This is a genomic window from Vibrio sp. 03-59-1 (assembly GCF_013114135.1).
In the GTDB taxonomy this organism is placed as follows: Bacteria; Pseudomonadota; Gammaproteobacteria; order Enterobacterales; family Vibrionaceae; genus Vibrio; species Vibrio cortegadensis.
In genome coordinates this window covers 207,839-230,259 of the sequence record NZ_VTYA01000002.1, presented here as the reverse complement: position 1 = coordinate 230,259, position 22,421 = coordinate 207,839, and the positions used below count along the sequence as shown (strand labels likewise).

General features: G+C 40.3%; 25 protein-coding genes. 12 read left to right on the top strand and 13 right to left on the bottom strand.

From position 1 onward, the window contains the following. Positions 1-99: 99 nt before the first annotated feature. Positions 100-315 carry a hypothetical protein gene (locus tag F0249_RS02890; protein ID WP_017054593.1) on the top strand — a complete coding sequence of 72 codons (216 nt, stop codon included), beginning with the start codon at positions 100-102 and terminating at the stop codon, positions 313-315. On the opposite strand, the gene F0249_RS02885 is transcribed toward F0249_RS02890, so the two are convergent. The 3 genes from F0249_RS02885 to F0249_RS02875 all read right to left on the bottom strand — a co-directional run bounded on the left by F0249_RS02885 (position 312) and on the right by F0249_RS02875 (position 2,432). Beyond that, positions 312-926, bottom strand: a complete 615-nt coding sequence (locus F0249_RS02885) for a LysE family translocator (protein WP_017054592.1) — start codon at positions 924-926, stop codon at positions 312-314. The two genes, F0249_RS02890 and F0249_RS02885, sit on opposite strands and share 4 nt — an antisense overlap. A 73-nt stretch (positions 927-999) precedes the next feature. Then, a complete protein-coding gene (locus F0249_RS02880; RefSeq protein WP_113800204.1) occupies positions 1,000-1,929 on the bottom strand; it encodes a LysR family transcriptional regulator in 930 nt (309 codons plus the stop codon). Between the two features lie 44 nt (positions 1,930-1,973). Next, positions 1,974-2,432: an Lrp/AsnC family transcriptional regulator gene (locus F0249_RS02875; RefSeq protein WP_017054590.1), complete on the bottom strand. Its 459-nt coding sequence runs from the start codon at positions 2,430-2,432 to the stop codon at positions 1,974-1,976. Positions 2,433-2,734: 302 nt separating this feature from the next. Between F0249_RS02875 and yjeH the strand changes: the two genes are divergently transcribed. Beyond that, positions 2,735-4,015 carry an L-methionine/branched-chain amino acid transporter gene (gene yjeH, locus F0249_RS02870; protein WP_171755797.1) on the top strand — a complete coding sequence of 427 codons (1,281 nt, stop codon included), beginning with the start codon at positions 2,735-2,737 and terminating at the stop codon, positions 4,013-4,015. A 48-nt stretch (positions 4,016-4,063) separates the two neighbouring features. Here the strand turns inward: yjeH and F0249_RS02865 are convergent, their stop codons facing one another. Next, positions 4,064-5,074, bottom strand: a complete 1,011-nt coding sequence (locus tag F0249_RS02865) for an AraC family transcriptional regulator (protein WP_017054588.1) — start codon at positions 5,072-5,074, stop codon at positions 4,064-4,066. Between the two features lie 124 nt (positions 5,075-5,198). On the opposite strand from F0249_RS02865, the gene F0249_RS02860 reads away from it, so the two are divergent. The 5 genes from F0249_RS02860 (at position 5,199) to F0249_RS02840 (ending at position 10,005) form a co-directional block, all read left to right on the top strand. Then, the gene (locus tag F0249_RS02860; protein ID WP_017054587.1) at positions 5,199-5,573 is read left to right on the top strand and encodes a hypothetical protein; all 375 of its coding nucleotides are present in this window, start codon (positions 5,199-5,201) and stop codon (positions 5,571-5,573) included. Continuing rightward, complete coding sequence (locus F0249_RS02855) at positions 5,567-6,790, top strand: HlyD family secretion protein (protein WP_171755796.1); 1,224 nt, start codon at positions 5,567-5,569, stop codon at positions 6,788-6,790. Before F0249_RS02860 ends, F0249_RS02855 begins: the two co-directional genes overlap by 7 nt. A 208-nt stretch (positions 6,791-6,998) precedes the next feature. Then, positions 6,999-7,901, top strand: coding sequence for a GyrI-like domain-containing protein (locus F0249_RS02850; RefSeq protein WP_171755795.1), 903 nt, complete (start codon positions 6,999-7,001; stop codon positions 7,899-7,901). A gap of 622 nt (positions 7,902-8,523) precedes the next feature. Next, positions 8,524-8,736, top strand: coding sequence for a cold-shock protein (locus F0249_RS02845; protein ID WP_017054584.1), 213 nt, complete (start codon positions 8,524-8,526; stop codon positions 8,734-8,736). Positions 8,737-9,672: 936 nt separating this feature from the next. Next, positions 9,673-10,005 (top strand): PBPRA1643 family SWIM/SEC-C metal-binding motif protein, encoded by a 333-nt coding sequence (locus F0249_RS02840; protein WP_017054583.1) that lies wholly within the window; start codon positions 9,673-9,675, stop codon positions 10,003-10,005. A gap of 121 nt (positions 10,006-10,126) precedes the next feature. Here F0249_RS02840 and F0249_RS02835 read toward each other — a convergent pair whose 3' ends face one another. Continuing rightward, positions 10,127-10,447, bottom strand: coding sequence for a YkgJ family cysteine cluster protein (locus F0249_RS02835; protein WP_017054582.1), 321 nt, complete (start codon positions 10,445-10,447; stop codon positions 10,127-10,129). A gap of 292 nt (positions 10,448-10,739) precedes the next feature. Here F0249_RS02835 and F0249_RS02830 point away from each other — a divergent pair, with 292 nt between their 5' ends. After that, positions 10,740-12,293, top strand: a complete 1,554-nt coding sequence (locus F0249_RS02830) for a sensor domain-containing diguanylate cyclase (protein ID WP_171755794.1) — start codon at positions 10,740-10,742, stop codon at positions 12,291-12,293. Positions 12,294-12,368: 75 nt separating this feature from the next. On the opposite strand, the gene F0249_RS02825 is transcribed toward F0249_RS02830, so the two are convergent. Beyond that, positions 12,369-12,698, bottom strand: a complete 330-nt coding sequence (locus F0249_RS02825; protein WP_017054580.1) for a hypothetical protein — start codon at positions 12,696-12,698, stop codon at positions 12,369-12,371. 172 nt (positions 12,699-12,870) lie between these two features. After that, entirely contained in the window at positions 12,871-13,086 is a 216-nt protein-coding gene (locus tag F0249_RS02820; RefSeq protein ID WP_017054579.1) for a DUF3820 family protein, read from the bottom strand. 334 nt (positions 13,087-13,420) lie between these two features. Here F0249_RS02820 and F0249_RS02815 point away from each other — a divergent pair, with 334 nt between their 5' ends. Next, positions 13,421-14,041, top strand: a complete 621-nt coding sequence (locus F0249_RS02815) for a bifunctional 4-hydroxy-2-oxoglutarate aldolase/2-dehydro-3-deoxy-phosphogluconate aldolase (RefSeq protein ID WP_171755793.1) — start codon at positions 13,421-13,423, stop codon at positions 14,039-14,041. Between the two features lie 260 nt (positions 14,042-14,301). Here F0249_RS02815 and F0249_RS02810 read toward each other — a convergent pair whose 3' ends face one another. The 4 genes from F0249_RS02810 to F0249_RS02795 form a co-directional block, all read right to left on the bottom strand. Further along, complete coding sequence (locus F0249_RS02810) at positions 14,302-14,787, bottom strand: VOC family protein (protein ID WP_171755792.1); 486 nt, start codon at positions 14,785-14,787, stop codon at positions 14,302-14,304. 138 nt (positions 14,788-14,925) lie between these two features. Further along, a complete protein-coding gene (locus F0249_RS02805; RefSeq protein ID WP_171755791.1) occupies positions 14,926-15,330 on the bottom strand; it encodes a cytochrome c3 family protein in 405 nt (134 codons plus the stop codon). 14 nt (positions 15,331-15,344) lie between these two features. After that, positions 15,345-15,941, bottom strand: a complete 597-nt coding sequence (locus F0249_RS02800; protein ID WP_113800191.1) for a cytochrome C — start codon at positions 15,939-15,941, stop codon at positions 15,345-15,347. Between the two features lie 86 nt (positions 15,942-16,027). Next, positions 16,028-17,077, bottom strand: coding sequence for an ethylbenzene dehydrogenase-related protein (locus F0249_RS02795; RefSeq protein WP_171755790.1), 1,050 nt, complete (start codon positions 17,075-17,077; stop codon positions 16,028-16,030). Positions 17,078-17,376: 299 nt separating this feature from the next. On the opposite strand from F0249_RS02795, the gene F0249_RS02790 reads away from it, so the two are divergent. From F0249_RS02790 to F0249_RS02780, 3 genes are all read left to right on the top strand, one after another. Continuing rightward, positions 17,377-18,774, top strand: a complete 1,398-nt coding sequence (locus tag F0249_RS02790) for a sensor histidine kinase (RefSeq protein ID WP_171755789.1) — start codon at positions 17,377-17,379, stop codon at positions 18,772-18,774. Continuing rightward, on the top strand, positions 18,765-19,397 hold the full coding sequence (locus F0249_RS02785) for a response regulator (protein WP_171755788.1): 633 nt from the start codon (positions 18,765-18,767) through the stop codon (positions 19,395-19,397). The genes F0249_RS02790 and F0249_RS02785 overlap by 10 nt, the downstream gene beginning before the upstream one ends. 178 nt (positions 19,398-19,575) lie before the next feature. After that, positions 19,576-19,752: a CCGSCS motif protein gene (locus F0249_RS02780; RefSeq protein WP_171755787.1), complete on the top strand. Its 177-nt coding sequence runs from the start codon at positions 19,576-19,578 to the stop codon at positions 19,750-19,752. A gap of 86 nt (positions 19,753-19,838) precedes the next feature. Here the strand turns inward: F0249_RS02780 and F0249_RS02775 are convergent, their stop codons facing one another. Together F0249_RS02775 and F0249_RS02770 are read right to left on the bottom strand one after the other, a co-directional pair. After that, positions 19,839-20,075 carry a hypothetical protein gene (locus F0249_RS02775; RefSeq protein WP_017054391.1) on the bottom strand — a complete coding sequence of 79 codons (237 nt, stop codon included), beginning with the start codon at positions 20,073-20,075 and terminating at the stop codon, positions 19,839-19,841. Between the two features lie 177 nt (positions 20,076-20,252). After that, positions 20,253-22,142: a methyl-accepting chemotaxis protein gene (locus F0249_RS02770; RefSeq protein WP_171755786.1), complete on the bottom strand. Its 1,890-nt coding sequence runs from the start codon at positions 22,140-22,142 to the stop codon at positions 20,253-20,255. Between the last annotated feature and the right edge of the window lie 279 nt (positions 22,143-22,421).

Here is a 22,421-nt window from a genome sequence, read left to right as displayed (position 1 = left end):
AGTCGTAGCATTGATATCGTCTTCATCAAAATCTACATTCGTTCATCTTTTATTCATATTAGGTACGCTAGATTAGAGTCAGAAATAAGAGAGGTTAATATGAAAAGAATATTGGTTACTGCATTTGCGCTATTCGCTGGTTTCATGGCATTAATTACTAGCTTGCTACTTGCAATCCCACTAACCATCGCAGCGTTAGTGACAGGAAAACGAATTCAAAACCAAATGCGCGCTCAGGGTTTCAATGCGACACCAGAGAACGCACATGTCATTGAAGGTGAATTTGAAGAGATGTCTTCAAAATCTGGAAGCTAAACCATCCACACCACTCGTGCGGCAAGAAGAATAAGCACCGCACCTGAAAGGCGATCAATCAGTTGAGCTCTAGAGCGTAGCTTATCTAGCAATCTAGGGCTCGATAACATGAAGGTTAAAAAGGTATACCACAAACCATCAACTAAAAATGGAGTCGCAACAATAATCGCTTTACTCGCGGGTTCATCCCCAACTGCGACAAATTGACTGAATAACGCAATAAAAAATAGAGCGATTTTTGGGCTCAAAAGTGAAATCAAGAACCCTTCACGAGCGGATTGCCACACGCTGACTGTTTTCCCTGATTCAAGTTTTTCAGCCACTCCCCCCTTTGATCTCAACGCATTAAAACCTAAATAAGCCAGATATAACGCGCCTGCATAGCTAATGGTTTTAAAGATAATTGGCGACTGCTGCAATACTACCGCCAAACCAATTAAGGTCACAAACGCATAGATACCAATGCCAAATGCATGTGCCCACGCGGTCGCTAACCCATTCTTACGCCCACCAGCTAAACTGTGCTTCGCAACCATTGCCAAGCTCGGACCTGGGGACATGGCCCCTAAAATACAAATTGTGAAAAGTGATAACCAAACTGTGAATGTCATAATGTTCTCCTAGATACTGAATTCACAGTAACAAGTCTCTGCTATTAATTGAAATCAAACATAATCATATCGCTCATGATTTTAAAACATACCCTATCGAGTATTCTGATTTATCCAGCACTGATTTAATCATCTCTCGACCCCACTGGTGCGCAGGATCTTGGTCGTATTTTGGATGCCAAAGTAACCAATATTTGTGAGTCGGTGTTTCTACTGGCAATGGTAGATATGAAAGTTCAATATGCTGCGACAGGTTATGTGCAATATGAAATGGAATCACCATCAAGTAGTCGCTTCGGCAGAGCGAATTAAAGGCTGCAGAGAAAAAAGGGACAGTAAGGGCAATGTTTCGTGCGCGTCCAATGTCCTTTAATGCTTTATCAATATAGCTATCTTTATCCCCTCCGCCAGAAACTCGAATATGAGAATACGCTAGCATCTCTTCAACACTAAGAGCGGTATTACGATCAAGCGGATGCCCTTTTCTCATCACACACACCGAACGATCTTCTCCTATTTGTATACTTGATACGCCTGCGGGTTTCTCTGGCAGCATAGTTGAAGCTAATTGAATGGGCCCTTCAGCAAGTTGATTCAAATACTCTGGTAGCCACAACTGATAATGTAAATTCACTTTCGGTGCTTGAGTTGCAAACAGTTGAGCAATTTCTGGAAGAATATATTGGGCGACATAATCACTTGATGCCATCACAAATTGATCATCCCACTCTAATGGCTCGAAGGGTTTATCATCGATAAGCGTTTCAAATTCACTAAATAAGTCCACCAGCTTAAGTGACAACTGTTCGGCTCTTGGAGTGGGGATAAGTTGATTCCCATCTCGAACCAACAAAGGATCGTCAAACCACTCTCTTAATTGACTCAGTTGACGGCTGACGGCGGATTGGGTGATATGCAAACGCTCAGCAGTTCGACTGACATGCCTCTCTTCTAACAACACATAAAGTGAGCGCAACAGGTTAAGGTTCATTTTATTCAGCATATACAACCTATTAATTGAGCCGCTCGGTAAGAGAAATAGACCATCTATTTTTTGTCTTTCATCTGCTTATTGAAAAATTCATTCAATACAGCGTGTGTCATTAGGTGACGAAGTTCAGGGTAAGTATGTAAGTGATCACGAATCTCATTGATCCGAGCCATACTACACGCCTCCACGTACAACATCATATCGGTTTCACCGCTAATTGCATGACACCACTGAACTTCGGGTATTGCTTCAATTTTCTTTGCATAAGATTCGCAGCAGTGTGTAGAACTTGATGTATCAAACTTTAATGCCAAATATGCTCCAAGACTTGTTCGTTCAGACTTTGCTTCTGCAAGCTTCACCTCATAACCGAGAATGACACCATCATCTTCTAGCTTTTTCATTCTCGCGGTAACAGCAGAGCGCGATAGATTAATGTCACGAGCTAATTCACTCACTGAACACCGACCATTAATTTTCAATATGTCGATGATCTGCTGATCAAACTTATCCAAGACTCACTTCCTTATGCTTATGAATATTATGTGTTATTCCAGTCAATTTATTATTTATCCACTTATCACGCAGACTTATTTCTAATTTGACACAAAAAATAACATCCGAAAAGTAGGCAATATGACTTTAAGCGGAAAAGATAAAAGTCAAAATGACGGTGATATGAGACGTTTTGGTAGCTGTGTCCATTGTCAATCCAAGGTATGCTGCACTTAATCTGAATTAACATCTTATCTATACAGCGAATTGACCGTTCACATGCAGCGCATTTCCCGTTAGATCATTTTTCAAGGAACGATTAATGAGCCAACTAAAACAAGAGATCACCTTATTTTCCGGGATCGGACAACTTTCGACGACTCTACTCGGTACAGGGCTATTCATGATCCCCGCCATTGCGGCAGGTATCGCAGGGGAGGCCTCTTTGTGGGCATGGATAATACTCTTCATCGCTATTTGCCCTATTGCTCTCACTTTTGCCCAACTCGGTAAACGTTATCCTAACGCTGGCGGTACGGCCTATTTTGTTAGACAAGCGTTTGGCGTGAAGTTAGAGCGCAGCGTTGCGTGGCTATTTGTCAGTGTAATTCCTGTCGGGCTTCCTGCGGCCATTGAACTGGCTGGCGGGTTCGCCCAACAACTGCTCCCCTCTCCGCTCAACAATGCCATGTTGGCGCAAGTGTTAACGATAGCGCTACTCATTATTGTCAGCTTGATCGGCAGTAAATCTTCAGGCCAGCTACAAACCGTTATCGCTTTAAGTATCTTTTCCTTAGTTGGCGCTTTCTTCTGGGTCGGAGATATCGGCACACAAGACTTAACAATGCCCGCATTAACCTCTGATTCACTCTGGTCCATTGGGGCGGCCTTAGGGGTTATGTTCTGGTGTTTTGTTGGGATAGAAGCGTTTGCTCATATGGGAGAAGAATTTAAAAACCCTCAACGTGACTTTCCGATTGCGATCATTGTCGGCTGCTTTGTTGCAGGGGCGACTTACTGGGCTTGCTCAGTCGTGATACTAAAATTCAATGCTTATGGCAGTGCCGCTTTTGATAGTACTTCGATCCCTTGGCTGAGTGAGCACCTGTTTGGTTCTGGGATAAAAACCGTCATCAGCCTACTCGGGTTCTTTGCCTGCTTTGCCAGTATTAACCTTTACACGCAGAGTTTATCCCGAATGATTTGGGCACAAGCTAGGCAGCATCAACCAGATGGGAAACTGGCGAAAGTATCCCGCCGAGGCGTTCCTGCTAATGCCACTTATCTGGTTGGCGGTATCCTATTGATTTCATGTATCGCTGGGGAAATATCTGGTATGGATTTGGAGTTTTTCCTAAAGCTTGCCAACGGGATATTTGTATTTGTCTATCTGCTCGCGATGCTAGCCGCTTTCCAGTTACTAACTGGGTTTGCAAAATGGCTTGCGGCGATCTCTCTTCTACTTTGCACCTTGGTTTTTATCTGCTTAGGGTGGTCAATGCTGTATGCCATTACTATCTTTGCTCTGCTCTCTATTCCATGGAAGCGCATTTTCATCAATCGCTCTATTTCTTGGGATAAGAACCTTAGAAAACAAAAATAAGGCTTCACTGCGAGATAAACGATTCGCTATTGCCTACATTGCTTTTAATTAAAAAGCATCACTAAAACGGTCTAAATACTGCTTTGGAGTTAGACCGCGATGCTTTTTGAACATTCGATTAAAACTCGCAACATGTAAATACCCTAATCGCTCCGCTATCTCTTCAATGGCAATGTTGTGTCTTAACAACTCGACAGCAATGTTACTCAATACATACCCCATGATGGTGGAAAAATTTAACCCAAGTCGATGCAGACGCCTTTGAAATTGTTGCTCAGATAAACCAAGTAACCCAGACACTCTTTCAAGCGTTGGCAAACCAAAATGACGGCTGTAGTTGATAGTTTCATAAATCACTTTCAGTTCATCTTCTGCGTCTGGCATATTCAAATATTCATCTAAGTCACTAAAACTCATCGCCAAACGCTTTTTATCGCCAGAAAGAACCTGCCTTGTTGCTAAGCGTAAGTTTGAGTTAAACCACACTTCTGTTTTCGAGTGATTCCACTCGATTTCGCAACCAAAGTATTGACGATATAGCGAATCGTTATCTCTTTTTCCAGACAGCATGACGCGAACAGGGGAAAAATCCTCACCTAGATAGCGACGAAGCACCTTAGTCATGAAAACGGCAACCCGAACGCTATCGTGTACTTTTGCTTCAGATTCAATAGAAGGGTTATGGTAAGTCCACTTTAGGATCGGCCCAACTTGAGCGCCAGCAAGAAAGACACCAGATTGCAAACAGTGAATCCCAGTATTAATCCGGCGAATCGTTGAAGATAAGTCGTGACCCGAAAAAAACCAATATCCTATCGAGCCTATTTTGTCCAAATTAACCCTTTTCGCAGCCTCAAACATCGCATCAGGATTGCCCGTTACGGAGTTAAGGCTCTTGAGCCAGCGATTCACTTCCGAGATAGGGATCAAATTCATCGGATTTTTGAATACCGATGGGGGGAAAACTAAATCTGCCGAGTTAATGTCATACTCATCAAGCATTTCTTGGTAAATATAGATGACACTTAACCCTCTAACAAAATGCCCATGTTTTTTCATCCTCGCTCCCAGAGACAACATAACACATCAATAATAACGCCTATATAATATAATCTGTTATTTACTGAAAGATAATTGAGGCTTAAGTCACAATAAAGCCATCGAAACAATACAGGATCAATCAATGAGTTTACTTAGCGTACCCTTTGTCGGTACTGGCGCTGATACAGCCTTACATGTTGTCGCTGGTGTCGTACTGTTGGCCACTATTGCTGCTGCTGGATTTGGTTTCTGGCGTTTGCACGAATTACCAATTAATAAAGCGCACAGTAAAGATCACCATCAACTTGGATTGATAACGGCGCTCACATGGATTGGTTTTGTTTGGCACTGGGTGTGGGTTTTAGCCGTAATTCTGGCATTCGTAGATATGGAAAAAGCGATCCTAAACTTACGCGACATCTGGAAAAGTGAACCGAGTAAAGTAACTTTAGCTCCAGAAACTGAACCAACGATAAACCAACAACAAGAGAAAGCAATGGAGAATCAATCATGTTAGAAGGTTTAGCGGTATGGGCTCTTTTCATCTATTTGCTGAGATTAATCGGCATGCCATGGAACAAAGCGACTAAGTCATTCTCTTATTTGGGTGGTACATCTTGGCTTCTTTTCGTCTGGGTTGGATTGATCAATTATACCCCAATGGATCTCTCTGGTGGCTCTGTGGTGCAATCGCCTCACATCCAGCTACGTCCAGACTCCATCAAGATAAATGGAAAAGTAAAACACATTTACATACAACCGAATCAGAGAGTCACTAAAGGCCAACTTATCTACGAAATTGATAGTGAACAGTATGAGATAGCCCTACGCCAAGCGGAAGTAAAAAAAGCCGTAGCACAAGTGGCGCTAACCGCAGCTCAAGAAGATATTGCTATTGCCACTGCTGACTACCATTCTAGGCAACAAGACCTAGCGACATCGGAAAGCCAACTTGAGTCAGCAAAAGTGGATTATACACTTCAACAAAAAATGTTGACGCGCTATCAAGAGCAAAACCGTGTCGTGAACAATACCATCACTGCCAGTGACATTGATAAGCAGATCAGCACGGTTGATATGGCAAAACAAAATGTGGTTACAATTCAATCACAGATTAAGAAAAAACAAGTGGATGCCGATAAAGCAAACTTAAATATCACTAAGTCAACGCTTGCCGTCGACAGCAGAAAAGCAGACATATTAAGTGCGGAGCAAACGGTCGCAAAAGCACAATGGGATCTAGATAGTACTAAGGTATACGCACCAGCAGATGGTTTTGTGACTAATTTCATTCTACGTGAAGGGCAACTAATCTCCCGAATTCCACGCTTACAAATGTACACCGATGAAAAATACGTCTTAATGCGAGTCAATCACCAAGCAATACGCAATGTGAAGGCTGGGCAAGTCGCTGAATTTTCATCATCAGTGTATCCAGGCAAAGTTTTTTCAGCAGAAGTTGAAGGGATTGTTGAGGCCACGGGAGAATCACAAAGTAATCTACTAGGCTTGGAACCTTCAGTCAGAACAACAACAGGGAAAAACTTAAACAATAAACACCACTTTGTTCGCCTTAAACTAGATGAGCCTGAAGGCTATGATATTCCGGTTGGCTCTGTTGGTTTAGCCTGGATAAGTGGAGATAAACCTGTGGCGTTTATGGGCTTCTTAGATGTTATTCGTGGCATCATCATAAGAATGAAGTCACAGCTGTACTTCTTCTATTCCATCTAATGAATAGGCATACCATTAGCGTTTATTAATCCAAGACAAAACCGATTAAGCACTTTAACTTAGTCGGTTTTTTTCATTTTCTAGCGGAGCGAGCAATGTGGATAGCTCACTATTTTTATGTGAACTAAAAGGCAAAACGAAAGTAAGTATCGCATCCTCTATATTGGTTTGTTTAAGATGGTACGAAACATTCACTCAGCGACCACTTATGAAAAAAGACTATCATCGCAGACTGGTTCCTGTTATTCGGTACCTTGAACAGAACTTTAATCAGCCCCTAAATTTAGAAAAAGTCGCCGATCTTGCCTATCTTTCGCCCTATCACTTTCATCGAATATTTAAAGCTGTGGTAGGTGAAACTCTAAATGAATATTTACGCCGACTACGAATCGAGAGTGCTGCTAATGATCTGTTTTACAAGAAAAGCCCAGTGATAGAAGTCGCACTTGAGTATGGCTTTTCGAGTTCACAGAGCCTTGCGAAAGTTTTCCGCCAATATTTCAACCTCACACCGAGTCAAATCAGAGATTGTTCCAACATTGATTCGTTTTCAGCATTATTACAAAGTAGCAAGATCGGACACACACTGCGCAAGATTGGACACGATTCAGAAAATGACGCTCGCTATACTGAATCTAAATTAACCCAATGGAGCAGCACCATGGATATTCAACACTTCGATTCAAGTACGCTAGCATATATACGAGTAACAGGGCCTTACGGTGACAACTACGAGCCCGCGGTTGGAACACTCTATAATTGGGCAGGGCCAAACGGACTGGCAAGCAACACATCAATCTTCATTTACCATGACAACCCTGAAATCACACCCACCGAGAAATGTAGAACAGATATCTGCCTGATGGTTCCTGAAGACACAAAACCAGGCTCAGGAATAGAGACAAAGAACTTTACTGGTGGGAAGTATGGCGTAATCCGTAAAACCATCACAAGCAAAGACCAATATGGATCCGCTTGGGATGAACTCATGTCTCAGGTGGTTGAGCAAGGACTAGATTGCGATGATCGCCCTTGCTTCGAGTTGTATCACAGCTACGACATCAACACGGGAGTCGCTGACGTTAGCTTTTGCACCGCGCTAGCTGACTAATACTTTTTGGTTATTAGTCTCAGGCTGTTTATATCCTTATCATTAGCAATGTTATATTCATTTGCAAAATACAATTGCAAAATGCAAAGACGATCTCCAATTTGAACTCAATTGGTCACAAGTTGGGCATAAACGTGCATATAAAAGTTGGCACACTAAGTGCATTAATATAAATGACCCTTCTTAAGCCGAGGGTCACCTAGCCAACTGACGTTGTTAGTGAATAATTTTTGTTCACATTATATATAAGCCAATTGCCCTTTTGCGATTGGCTATTTTTTTGTCTCAAAATCAATACCCCCGCTGACAAACCCTTTCAGGTGACAACTGCAACCCCATCGACATGTTCTGTTAGATATCACGCGCTTATCAATTTATCGAAACCGGGTTCGCCTTGGTATCCAATATCATTTAATGAGAAAAACCACTGTACTTTCATAATGTGTATGGTAATATCTTACCCGCTCTGTGTTCAGAGTTATTTAGAGTTCAAGTAAATGTGAAACCCTCAGATGCAACCTACCAGTTATTGTCTTTTGATTTCCCTATTTGTAAGCAAGATAAATAATTCTACCGCTCAGCACTTTATATATACATACAATTAAATTTTAAGGGACACATTATGTCTAATACAAATACTGGTACAGTAAAATGGTTTAACGAAGAGAAAGGTTTCGGCTTCATTTCTCAAGACAACGGCGACGCTGACGTATTTGTACACTTCCGTGCAATCGCATCAGAAGGTTTCAAAACACTGAAAGAAGGCCAAAAGGTTTCTTTCAATGTTGAAAACGGTCAAAAAGGCCTACAAGCTGCGAACGTAATCGCACTTTAATTCTTTATCGAATTAAACTGAATTATATGAATAGACGCTAGCTTCTAGCGTCTATTTTCTTTCTAGCGATTTTCACTTCACTTTCTACCGCGTCAATCTCCGACTTATAAACACTTCTTTTATACTCCATTTATAATTTTCTGTTTTTATAATACCTTGATTTACAAAGTTTATTGATTCATTTGGCCCGAAGTATTTTCAGTCAATTGATATCGACTACTACTAACTGATTTTTCAGTTGCTAATTTACAAATTCACCCACATTAAACAAAAGGTACATATGTCAAAAAATACAGGCCCAAAGCGTATTTGGTATCATCGCTCTCAGCCGAAAACGTTTCGTAAATAATTAATCGATACATTGTTTGTTCTTATTACTGACATAAACTCATGTTATAACCATAAGAATCAAACGGTTACCAAAAAACTGTCAACACATTAAAACATAGGAATACTCTATTTGAATATACTGTTTACCATTTACACGAATAACACCTCTTGGAATGCAACCATTCACCAGCTAAATAGCGACGTGCTTTATCGTCATGTTATGCACTGTGGAAACCTCTCAAACTCATCCATACATTTCACTTATGACGAACTTGAGAAAAGCGGAAAAATATTAGATCAAAATGAACACAATATCGGACAATTCTCATTGCAGTAATGATAAGAGGCCTCGATAGTATGTGCTTAGCAGACAGCATTAGTCTGTAAAACAGCGATAAATGTAAAAATGGACAGAGTCGGTTTTATCCTCTCAACTGACTCTCAATAACGAAAGCATCTGAAATCCTCACAAACCGCCTTATCTTATCCGTAAAATAAAACCTCATTTGAAATTTTTTTACCTAGACTCTCGCTTATCCTTTAACCCTCATCAATTATGCGTATAATCCCCGCCTTACCAATTAACAATCCTAAGTGGGAATAACCATGTCTAAAATGTTCTTCAAAGGCCGAATCGAAACAAGACAGAATCACGTCCAATCTGGCTACAATGTAGACCGTAAGATCAAAGCGGGAACAGAAGAATCACCAATTTCAGTATTGGTTAACTCAGAAGCTCGTAAATTGGAAATGGAAGCGCTAGCGGCAGAACATGCACTATTCGTCACGATTACCGTTGATGCAGAAAAAGAAGAGAACACAATTGAGTTTGATACGGTCATTAATAAGCCGAAAACAACAGTGTTTGAAAAAACACCTAACCGTAACGACCCATGCGTTTGTGGAAGCGGTAAAAAATATAAGAAGTGCTGTGCTTAAATAGCCTTTCGTAGATTAATACAGGGTTAAATACTTCAATGACGTTTAACCCTGTCAATTTTTCAGTTTAGCTAAGCTCTGAGTCCACTCACCAATTTGCCTCACATACCTTATTAAATCTCTATAAAAAGATATTTCGTTCTTCGAGACATTCGTATGAACCCACTTGTACCTCACGACAAACCCATGGGCGATTCTCATAAATCGTACACATTTTAGTATAGCGGTCGAGAGCAGAGCACCAACCATCATCAAGCCGAGCCATCACCTCCCCACCCCATTGATCGTGAGTTATATGTTCCTCTGGAACGCCAGTGTCTGAAATAATAATCACTTCCAAACGGCAGCAACAAGCTTGGCAGTTTGCACAAGAAACTTCTAACGCTTCGTTATCCGTGCCACTAACGTTAGCGACTTCAATATTGGTTACTTCAATCGTCATAAATAAATACACTTAACTCAATTGCAAGCATAGTAGCCTAATTTGACAAGTTTCTCTCAAATCTTTTCAAAACGACACTGACTAAATGACAACAAGATCAGAGCTAGACATTAACTCAAGGGAATTGAAGCAACATCACATAATGTATTGTACTAGGTAATATCTAACGGACATCTCAAATTGATCATCGATTGTACGATTTCTACTGAGTGCTGTTACTTTATATCATATACTATACGCCATTAGATGCTGTATGTTACAGCGTCGTAAGAGGTGAGAATACAGTTACAAAATGGTCAAGTTTATTAGAGAAAGAAATGACATTTTACGCAGTAAAAATAGACGTTTTTCTGCTTATATTGCCCTTATATTCTTATTCATATTATTTGTTGCAACAGCGATCAGCCTAGTCACTCACAAAAATATCGACCAAGCTCGCGCTGAAAAGCAAACCTCCGAAATTCTGCGTATGCAGGATCACCTTTTATTAAAAGTGAGATCAATAGGCACCGACCTTACCTACTTCGCGCATAGCGATCTTGCTCAGGCGGTATTGATGTCTAATGAACCTAAAAGCTCTTCATACCTAGCATCATTAATGCTGAAAATCACTACGATAAAAAAACAGTACGACCAAATTAGAATTATCGATAGTCAAGGTCAAGAAGTGATCCGAATCGATCAACAGGCGACTAAAACATTCTTTCAAGTCCCGAGTGAGGGGTTGCAAGACAAATCCGCACGTTACTATTTCCAAAAAACACGTCAACTGAAGCCAAATCAGATATTCATTTCAAAGTTTGACCTCAATAAAGAACATGGAAAAGTTGAATCCCCAATTAAACCTATGATCAGGTTTTCAACACCTATTTACTCTTCTACTGGATCTTTTCTTGGTATTGGCATTATCAACTACAGAGGTAGCGACCTTCTCCACTCTCTTGACGATCTAAATATTCATAACAATGACAATATCTATCTTGTTAACGACAATGGATACTTGCTGAAAGGCTATGACAAAGAGAAAGAATGGTCTTTTATGTACCCTGAGAAAAAGCAGTATAAGTTCTCAGATGAGTTTTCTACGGTTTGGGCTTCAATGACGACGTCACCTGAAGGGATGGTGACAACACCTCAAGGTGAGTTCTACTTTCTAAAAACCGCCTTAAACCCCTTTAATGAGCTTTCTAGTGTCAATAGTGAGAGTCTCTTCCTTGTGATGCATGTACCTAAGAGTGTTCTCACTAATGAGTTTTCAGCCCTGATGGAAAACATCCTCATTGCGATCCTTTTAGTTACTCCAATCGTGGCCTTTTTGTCATACCAACTTGCAAGCTCACAGGAAGAACAGAAATGGCTTGTAGAAAAATTAACCATTGAAGCTCGCCATGACGGTTTGACCGGGCTCTATAATCGCCACGCTATTGTAGAATTCCTCGAAGAACAAATAGATAAAACCCCAAGCTCCATGCCTCTTTTATCTGTTGGCTTTATTGATGCGAATAATCTTAAGAAGATAAATGACAATTATGGCCATGAGGCAGGAGATAATTTAATTAAAGGCTTGGCAAAAGCGATCAGCTCAACAGTGCGTACCTCTGATTTTTCCGCACGTCTTGGAGGAGATGAGTTCCTAATTGTCTTTATGAACTGTAACGTAGAAGATGCCAGTCACTCTATGCATCGTATTTTAGCTAATTTACGAACTCTAGGCTTAAAGGGCAACATGGACTGGAGCATGAGTTACGGTTGTGCAGAATTGTTGGATAACGACAGCGTGGAGTCACTCATTGGTCGAGCTGACAAAGATATGTATAAGCAAAAGCTAGCCAAGAAGAACCAGTAGTTCACTGTTTTACATGACTAAAAATGCCTCCATTTCTTTCAAAGATGGAGGCATTTTTGATCTTTCGAAGCTAACTTAATGCTTATTGACATTCAGCGCTGTTAAATCCCCTTTAGGGTTAATCAGGTGAGGCAAGATTTTTGCTAAATTCAAGTCAATATCTTTATCCGTTATCGGATTAATGACTTCGTTGTACCATCCCAGCAAACCTAACACAGCATAGCCGATAGCATCATCTTCATCACTGTGCTCAATAATAATCTGCAAAAAACGCAAAATGGCCTTATCAGTTGATTCAGCTTGTTTACGAGTAGCGTGAAAGATGTCGGTTGATTCTGCAACCAAACCATCAAACTCAGTTTCGATTGCAACTTTAAAAGAGCCGCCATCAACGGAAATTCTCATTTCATTCCAGCCATTGGTTATTCTAACAAGAGAAATAATATCGAATTAAATTAGCCCTGTCGTTGACTTACACTGCATCTCATTTGATCTAACTAATGAAAAATTGTTATTCGCTCAATTTACAAGCGCTGTTCACATACAGAGTGAAGTATTGAAGAACATCCGCACTTCGCTACATCCTTTTTAGGGGCTTTACGACACTATCTAAACCTTCAATTTTTAAGCATAAGCAAAGCTTTAGTAACTCACCCAACTCGCCTTCAGGAAAGCCTTTTTTATCAAACCACAACAAATACTCTTCGGGTAAATCGATAAGGACACGACCCGCAAACTTTCCATATGGCATCTTGATTTTAGCGAGTTTAAGTAAATTTTGTTTTTCTAACACGTTTTATATACCGTAATAATCTGCATGTTCAAAGTGGAGGGTAACATTGAATTTGTGGCTTACCAAAAACAAATAATAGAACACATATTTTTCCTATTAAACTTTCATTTCATGCAACGAAATGGAGTTGCTTTGCCTAACAGAGCACATCCATCATCGATACGATGATTAGAGTTCTTGTTTTTACACATTCTACTTAACTGAAAATGTGACCCATCACCTATGCCTATTCTTCTACGTTATGCAATGCCACGTTAATCTTTATAATCTTATCGACCAACACAACCATAAATTCTGGTTAATCACTTTTGTACCATTTGAACGGATGAAAATAATGACGACATTGAATGAACAACTAGCCAACTTTAAAGTCATTCCCGTGATTGCAATCAATAAAGCGGAAGACGCAATCCCTCTTGGCCAAACTCTTATTGAAAATGGTATGCCTTGTGCTGAAATAACGTTCCGCACTGAATGTGCCCCAGAAGCCATTCGCATTATGCGAGCCAAATACCCTGAGATGTTGATTGGTGCTGGTACGATCTTAACTAACGAGCAAGTAGATCAAGCTATCAATGCTGGCGCTGATTTCATTGTAAGCCCTGGGTTTAATCCTAGAACCGTTCAGTATTGCCTGGATAAAAATATCCCCATCATCCCTGGCGTTAATAACCCTAGCCTCGTAGAGCTGGCAATGGATATGGGACTTAGCACCTTAAAATTCTTCCCAGCTGAAGCTTCTGGCGGCACGGCAATGCTCAAAGCTCTATCTGCTGTTTATCCTGTTAAGTTTATGCCAACAGGAGGCGTAAGCTTAAAAAATCTTGATGAGTATCTATCCATTTCGTCCGTGATTACTTGCGGAGGTACGTGGATGGTACCTACCAACCTCATTGATGAAGGTAACTGGGAAGAGTTAGGTAAATTAATTAACGATGCTATAACGCATGTATGAGAGATACATGACATAGAATTTCGGGATAACTGAGCCCATAATAAAGACGATGTCGTGAGACATCAAGGTAACCTAAAGTAAGATTTGAGTTCTTCCTTTTATCCGCAAGCATTCGTCACATCAGCTCTAAAAGCAGTAATTGAACAGGAGGCATCGATGGCCTCCTTTTATCGGTTTTAGCTCGTCTAAGCGATCTGAGTTATTTCAAATACGAAAAAGCCCCAAGAAGCTCTTGAGGCTATTCATTTTACACGACGATTTTATTCGTAATCAGATGCGTAAGTCTCTTCATAAGTATGAGAGTAAAGCTCAAATAGATTGCCAAACGGGTCTTCTAGGTAAACCATTTGCGCTGGTTTTGTCTCATCTTCTGGGTGGTAACGCATAATATCCATGCGTACTTTGCCGCCAAATTGTTTAGTACGCTCAATCACACCGTGGAAGTCGTCGGTTTGCAGGCAAAAGTGGAAAATACCAATTCGAGAGAAATCAACATTATGACGTTCTTGGCGCTCTTTCATTTCAAATAATTCAACGCCAATGCCATCTGAAGTCACTAGGTGTGCAATGTTAAACCCTTTAAAGCCTTCGCCAAAAACCGCGACACACATTCTGCCAATGGCTGTTTCGCGCTCTTCTTCAACTTTGGTATTACCCATTACAACGTTTAGGCCAAGAGCATTAGTATAAAACTCAACCGCTTTATCCATATTGCCGACCATTATCCCAACATGATTCATTTTCATAACTTACCCCAAATTCAGATGATTGATTCGTACTTTGTGTCGATGAAATGATTGTATGCCACTCAAGGTATAAATAAAAATTATTGATAGTTATTAAAATAATAATATAATTTTATAGCATCCATTTAGCTAAGATATTCAAAGATGAAATGCCTTGATATAGCGGTTTAATCTCATCGAGTAAAAATCAGACAATTCTTCGTCATCTTCGTCGTGGCAATCAGTGCAAGTTTCTTTAGGGTCAAACTCCTCATGAGGAAGGTGGCACTCAGCGCACTCCATCTCTTCGCTCTCTCTATGTTTTACGTTATGTTGACGCCCTTCCAGAATGCCGAAATCATCATGACACTCCACACAGCTATCATATTCAAACTTTAGATCATCAGAAGGATCTTCATCTTGGTGACACTGCCCAGCACAGGTTTCATCTTTTAAATGAAAATTCGCTAAGTTATTTTCATCTGGATTAGGCAAATCTCCAGCGTATGCCGATACACAGAACACACTAAATAACACAGCTATTGAACCTTTAATGATACGCATAACTCTTATCCTCGCTAATCCATTGCGGCCTTTCTGTCACGTAAAATATCTTCATGACAAGTTGCACATAGCCCAATACGAAACTTCTTACTGATTCCAATGATAGGATCGGAATCAGCGTGTAAATTATGGCAATTTGAGCACGTAAGCTTGGTAACATGTACATCATGGGTCCATTCACTGCGCCTTAAATTTTGAGGAGTATGGCATGCAATACATTGTTCGTTCTGTACAAGAATGGGCATATCGATATGATCATCAAATGGGATGATATTCAGCACATCTGAATCCTTTGGATGAGCCCCTTTTCTACCATGGCAAGCGGTACAATTGTTATAAAACTCAGGGCTTGTATGCGCGCCAACAGAAGAAATGGCATCTATGTTTTTAAGCAGACGCTTTTTTTTATGACAACGGATGCAACGCTTGTTCTCTTTGACTAAGATTTGCATTTCAGCATCATTCGTCACTTGGCTAGAAAATGATTTTGCTTCTTGGGTTATTAAAGGCTGGACACTTGACTCAGAAGAATATGATGTCGACACATATAGAGCATTAGCGATGATCAGCCAGAAAAGCATAGAAATATATCGAGTGACTGTTTTGGCCATAATAGTACTCTTTTATTTGAGAATGATTTGAGCCATTTTGATTAGCTCAAATCATTTCAGTTCATTGAAAAAATGCAATATTGCGCTTATTTAAATTCGAGATTTAATACTCCACGATGGAATATGTGATTAATCTGTGAATTGTCGAACACCGCAATACCAAATGGATACTCTTTACTCAAATCATTAAATTGAACATCTTGAGTAGCTGCATTTTCTCCAGAGGTCACCAGTTTACGTTTCATTTCAAGCGTCCAAATACCATCTTTCCACTCGGCTCCAACGTCTATATCGCCACGAGAACCTGTAAATGGCTTACCCGTTAGCCCCGGAATACGATCCAATTTATCGTAACCAGCGGTGAAAGATTGTTTCTCGGAATCTAAAATAAGCAACGTCTCATCGGTCAAATTGGCAGATATATACGCTGGCTGTCCATCTTTTATGTTATTAACGTAGCCGCCACCTGTTTTACTATCCCCTTTACGTCCCCAACCTTTGTTTTGCTTTGGATCCGTATTGCTATCTACATATTGGTCATCCAATTGATTATGAACTGCCGTTCTTACCCCTTTCCAGTGCCACATATCGATAAATTCACCTTCTCGCTTGGTGTATTTACGCGCAGGGTTTTTATCTTTACGTCCGGCGTTCATTCCATCTTTTGCTCTATGGCAAGCGATGTTACACCCCTTATCAGCAAAGCCTTCGGTGTTAATGTCCCAGAAAACCGCAAATTTATCTTCGTAATAAGTATTGTCGTGTCCGGTACTATCTTTATTCTTAAGCTGTTTCCAAGTGCCATCCTCTTGCTTCACCCAAGGAAAACGGTCGATGCTTTTAGTTGGATCGGCATAGGTAAATAGAAAATAAACATACTCATCATCATACAATGACTTCATTTCAACACTGGTTTTTTTAATCCCTTCATAACCATTATTGGGTTTATAAGGCAATTTTTTCAATTTCTGAGTTATCGATTTAGCTTGCTCCCAAACCGGATCTATTTTCCCATCAATAGTAATATTTGAAGTGATTTTACTGCTCTCCAAAGTCTTTCCTTTGGCCTGAGCGGCATTTATAGGCACTATCGCTAATGCGACCATGGTGGATACTGCGATTATTGAAAGCTTCATTGCTATTCTCCTAATGTCCATTGCTATGCTGTTATATTAAGCGTAGGAATGAATAGCCATTTGTCAGTTGATCAAAATCAAGTTGTGAGCGGGGAGAGAGATTCGTTGAATGCATCTGTGACGCTATATCGATAAGCTGATAATTAGGCTTATCCAATAATCTCAATATGATAAATATATTTATCACTTTCCATCTAAAATTCTTGTATTTTAATTGGGCGATACGTGGGACATCGCTCAATATAACCAACACATAATTCGTCTATAGTTATAAAAGTTTTATTTGATAATGAGTGGGTATGTTCGAGCTATTTCAATTTAGTCTCTATATTCTTTATGGCTTTGTTTTCATTGCAATAGGGTTTTCTATTCTATTTCGTGACATGCGTTTTAGTCATTTATCTATTGCCACCGCCCTCCCCTCATTAGCTGTTTTTGGGTTTATTCATGGTCTGCATGAAGTCTCAGAGCTATACCTGATTGTTTATCAACAAGATATTCTTATGCACAATACGGTGAAGTTATTTAAGGTAATTAAGCTTTGGGTATCTTTCATTGCTCTGGGTTGTTTTGCAATGCAAATGCTGACGATGACGCAATGGCAGCGTAGAGACGAATTGAAAAAGTTAATTCAAGTCACCATCATCTTATTTGTCATCTATTTTTGTTATCAGTTTGCCATCAAAAACATCGATGTCTTCCTTAATGAGTGTACGCTATATATCCGCTGGTTATTTGGATCAGGATCTGGATTACTTGCAGGGTTAGCACTGATCAACTACTCCAAGAAATTAAAATTCGAAGAACGACAAGCCTCTCATGCCGTCCAGCATCTTGGTATATCTATCATTCTGTATGGTCTATTCGCTGGTATTTTTTACATCGATGATCTGTTTTATGGTGTCCCTATTCGAGGCGGCTTGGCTTTTGTTATTCTCATCTACCTTCAAAAAACCATGGCGCTATTCGATGCAGAACGACAAACTCAAATAGAAAGAGCACTTCAAAAAGCGCTGCATAACAAAAAACTGAGTGATGTCGGAGGACTCACATCAGGTATTGCCCACGAGATAAAAACACCGCTCAGTAGTGCTTTGATGCGTTGTGATATTTTAGAGAAACAGATCAACGCAACAGGCTCAAGCGCAGCAGACTTTAAGCCTCAACTTGAACACATTCGAAAAGGTCTGTTAAAAGCCGCACACATTAGCCAAGAACTACTACAATTTTCACATAAGAGAGCACCAGTAATTGAAGAGATTTCCGTCAGTGTCTTAATCGATGAGGCTTTACAGTTAATGGTACATCGACTCGACGAGTTTGATATTCGTGTATTTGTGCCCAATGACTTGCATGTATTCGCAGATAAAGAGCAGATTGAAGAGGTCGTCGTCAACATACTCAACAACGCCATTGATGCCTCGACAGACAAAAAAGTAGTCTGTATTGAGGCACAACAAAAAGGGCTCAATATTCACCTGTCGATCACAGATTTTGGTAGCGGAATAGACGACAGCATTAAAGATAAAGTAACAATGCCATTCTTTACCACTAAGGCTAAAGGTTCAGGCACAGGGCTAGGTCTTACGCTTTGTCAAAAGATACTGGAACAAAATCATGCAAGATTCTGGTTTCAGAATACGAGTGATGGGCTCTGTGTCGTTATTGAATTACCAATGGAGTACTCATGGGCTTAAAACTGCTCTTAGCTGAAGATGATTTCGATTTACGAGAGTCGATTACCCTCGCTTTAACTATGGATGGCTTTGACGTCACGGCCTGTGAAAGTGCAGAACAAGCCATCGGGTGTACTATGCGCCATCAGTATGACGTCGCGTTGCTTGATTTAGTCATGGAAGGCATGAGTGGCATTGAGGCCATTGCTTCCCTCAAGAAGTTAAATCCGAACATTGGGATCGTCATAGGAACCGCGTTTGGGACGATAGATACGGCTGTAGATGCAATGAAAAAAGGAGCGGACGAGTTCTTAACGAAGCCGTTTCAATTACAAACCTTATCCGTCACACTTAAACGAGTTCATGCTGAAAAATCTCTAAAAGCACCAACAGCAGATAAAGATAGCGATCAAGTGTTTAGTGCTTTGGCCAATCCTATTCGCCGCAATGTCATCTATCAATTAACGATTCATCAAAAGCTCAAATTTATGGATCTATGCCGCTTAGTCGGTATTGATGATCATACAAAGTTCAACTTTCATTTACGTCAATTGATTAAAAGTAACCTGGTAAAACAAGAGCAAGGAAAATCATATATATTGACGAAAAAAGGGGTTGATGTTGAATCTCGCCTTCATTTATAGGCGCAATCGGTGCTCTTGAGTAAAACTGCACTGATTAAAACCTTATCAAAATGAAGCAAGTAAAATCGTGAAGCTCAATAAATGGATCGAAACCTCGATCAAATCAATATCCGACTAAAACACTATGGTATTATGTGCAAATACCGTACTACATAACTACCTGTATTGAGGCAACACCATGGCACTATCATTTAAGAAAATTTTCAAAGGCAACAAAGAAGAGACTGAACAGGTTAAAGTGACAACAGAAGCAGCGTCATCAGAAAACGCAGCAACTGAAGATAAGACTCAAGAAACATCAGGTGAAAAAACCAAACACAATACGCCAAGTGGTTGCTGTGGCTCTTGCTCGTAAGTAACTACGGCTAAATTATTATTAATAATAAGCCTCGATTTTCGAGGCTTATTCATTTCCCAACTGTTATTTCCCAACAGCTCACACTACTGAAATTCATCACCGTGATTCTCAAGCCTCTTATGGCCGCACTCCTGACACACAATATATCGGTCTACTAATTCTAAAGAGGCCAGCGCTGGACTTGCCACGCCTGAGAAAAAACCTTCAAGAAATGCTTTAAATTGCTCTTTTCTACTTTTTCCGTATTTAGATGGCTTTTGTTTAATTATCTCTTTATGCAAGGTTTCTTTATTGCATTGAACGCAAAATTGTTGATTCATATTCCATTAAGCCTTTGAATTATTCATTATATTTTCATATGCATTAAGTCACATCATCATAAACAAATCAATAATTTATAAATTCCATTTTGACATAAAAAAAACCGTCTTAGACGACTGCCTAGACGGTTTCATATACGCTCAATAACTGGCGATAATCATAATCGCCTAGTAGAGTTACACCTTAAACATACTAATCGCACTGCTTAAACGTGATGCCATTGTATTGAGCTCATCAGCGGTACGAACGTTTTCTTGTACGTCATTCGCAGTGTTAGCCGCCAAATCATTCACACTCACAACATTTTCATTAATCTCTGCCGCTACGCTAGACTGCTCTTCAGCTGCGGTGGCGATCTGATTATTCATGTCTTGAATGGTTTTGATTTCACGCTCAATTGTCGAAAGAGCGCTGCTCGCTTCATCTGACTTGCCTAGTGTCTGTTGAGCATTGGTGGCATTTTCTGTCATCAAGCCTACAGAGCGTGACGCCTGCTCTTGTAGCTTCTCAATCATAGATTGAATTTCATTGGTACTTTGTTGCGTTTTCGTCGCCAAAGTACGAACTTCATCGGCTACAACTGCAAAACCACGACCATGTTCACCTGCACGAGCTGCTTCGATTGCAGCATTCAGCGCCAGCAAGTTGGTCTGATCGGCAATGCCACGAATAACATCTAGGATACCACCCACATTCTCAGTTTCAGTATGCACGTTGGTGATAACCTCTTGAACTTGGCCAATGTCGTTCACCAACCGAGTGATCTCTTCGTTCATTTGGCTCACAACTTGTAAGCCTTGAGCAGAACTTTGGCTCGCATCATCAGAAGAGCTAGAAGCTTCCACGGCGTTCTGTGCAACTTCATTGACTGTTGCCGCCATTTCGTTCATCGCGGTTGCGACCTGTTCTAGCTGCATCATCTGAGATTTCGACGAAGTATCCACTTTCGCAGATGAAGCACCTAATTGCGTTGAAACGTTAATCAGGTGATTAGATGACTCATTAATATCGGTAATGATGCTTTTAAGATTGTTCGCCATGGCTACCGTAGAGCGGTAAACACCAACGCTACTATTGTCTAGTTGGGGCACATTAGTCAGATCACCATTAGCAATTTTGTTTACTAACGCTTCAATCTCTTTCGGCTCACCACCAATAGGAACGTACATCAATTTCGTAATCAAGAAATATACGCCAGCAACGCCTAAAACGATAAAGAATAGACCTGAAAGAACGTTTACTTTAACCGCAGAATTGGATGTTGCATTAATATCGTCCCATTTTGCCCACGCCCATACCGTCCAGTGGAGAGAATCTATCTTCGAAGAAACAACATAGAAATCCCCTTTATCCGGTACTGAGTATGAGTGCTCACTACTAGATTCATTGGCATACTGCTTATAGCTTGGGCGTAAATCAAACAGGTTTTTTCCTACATAATCTGCATAGCTTGCCGCCATAGTAAAGCCATCTTCACGAGCTACAAATATATTCGGTTCTGATGAAAGTTCGTTTACATAGTCCGTGATATCACTCATTTTCAAGCTCATACCAACAGTCGCAATAACGGTTCCATTTCGTTTAACTGGTACCACAAATGCCATCGTCAAGTGACCGGTGCTGGCCATAAATGGATTAGTTACCGTACGCTCCGCCCCTTGCATACCTTTAACAAACCACTCTCGCTGCTTTTGTTTTGCGTTAAAATTTGGAATGACCCCTCTATTTGATGCATCGTAAGTTGTCCCGTCAGGTAAACCGATAAACATATTCAGAGCTTTCATTCTTTGTGCGCTATCGACTAAAAGACCTAATGCTTTTTCATCAATTTCAACTTGACCTTGCTCAACATCAATTGCAGAAACTAAGCTTTCTAACGCTGTAAAATAGCTTTCAACTCGACCTTCAACGGACTTCGCGATTAAAAAAGATTTATTAGATAAATTGTTACGATAATCACGTGTAGACGAGTTGTTGATTTGCGTATAACCAAGGCTAGACAACACCAAAATAATCAGAGCAATCAATGCCCCGATAGACAACATTAATTTATTTCTTGCGCTCATAAGGATCTCGACTGCCAAATAGTGGATATATTCATTATGTAGAACGGAGGTTTATTCAACACATGAACGAATCGTGAGAATGTTATAATAGTGGTAATTCACCGCTCATTTCGTCCATTATTAAATTAACTGAAGGACAATCAATATATCGGCAATACCACTTTAAACTTAAGGTAGATTCATAGCGTTGCGCGAAGAATCTTTTGAAAATGCGAGATCACGGGCATGGGTCTGTCCAATATCCAACATAGGTCAAACTACCAGAAGCAAAAAGCCTCC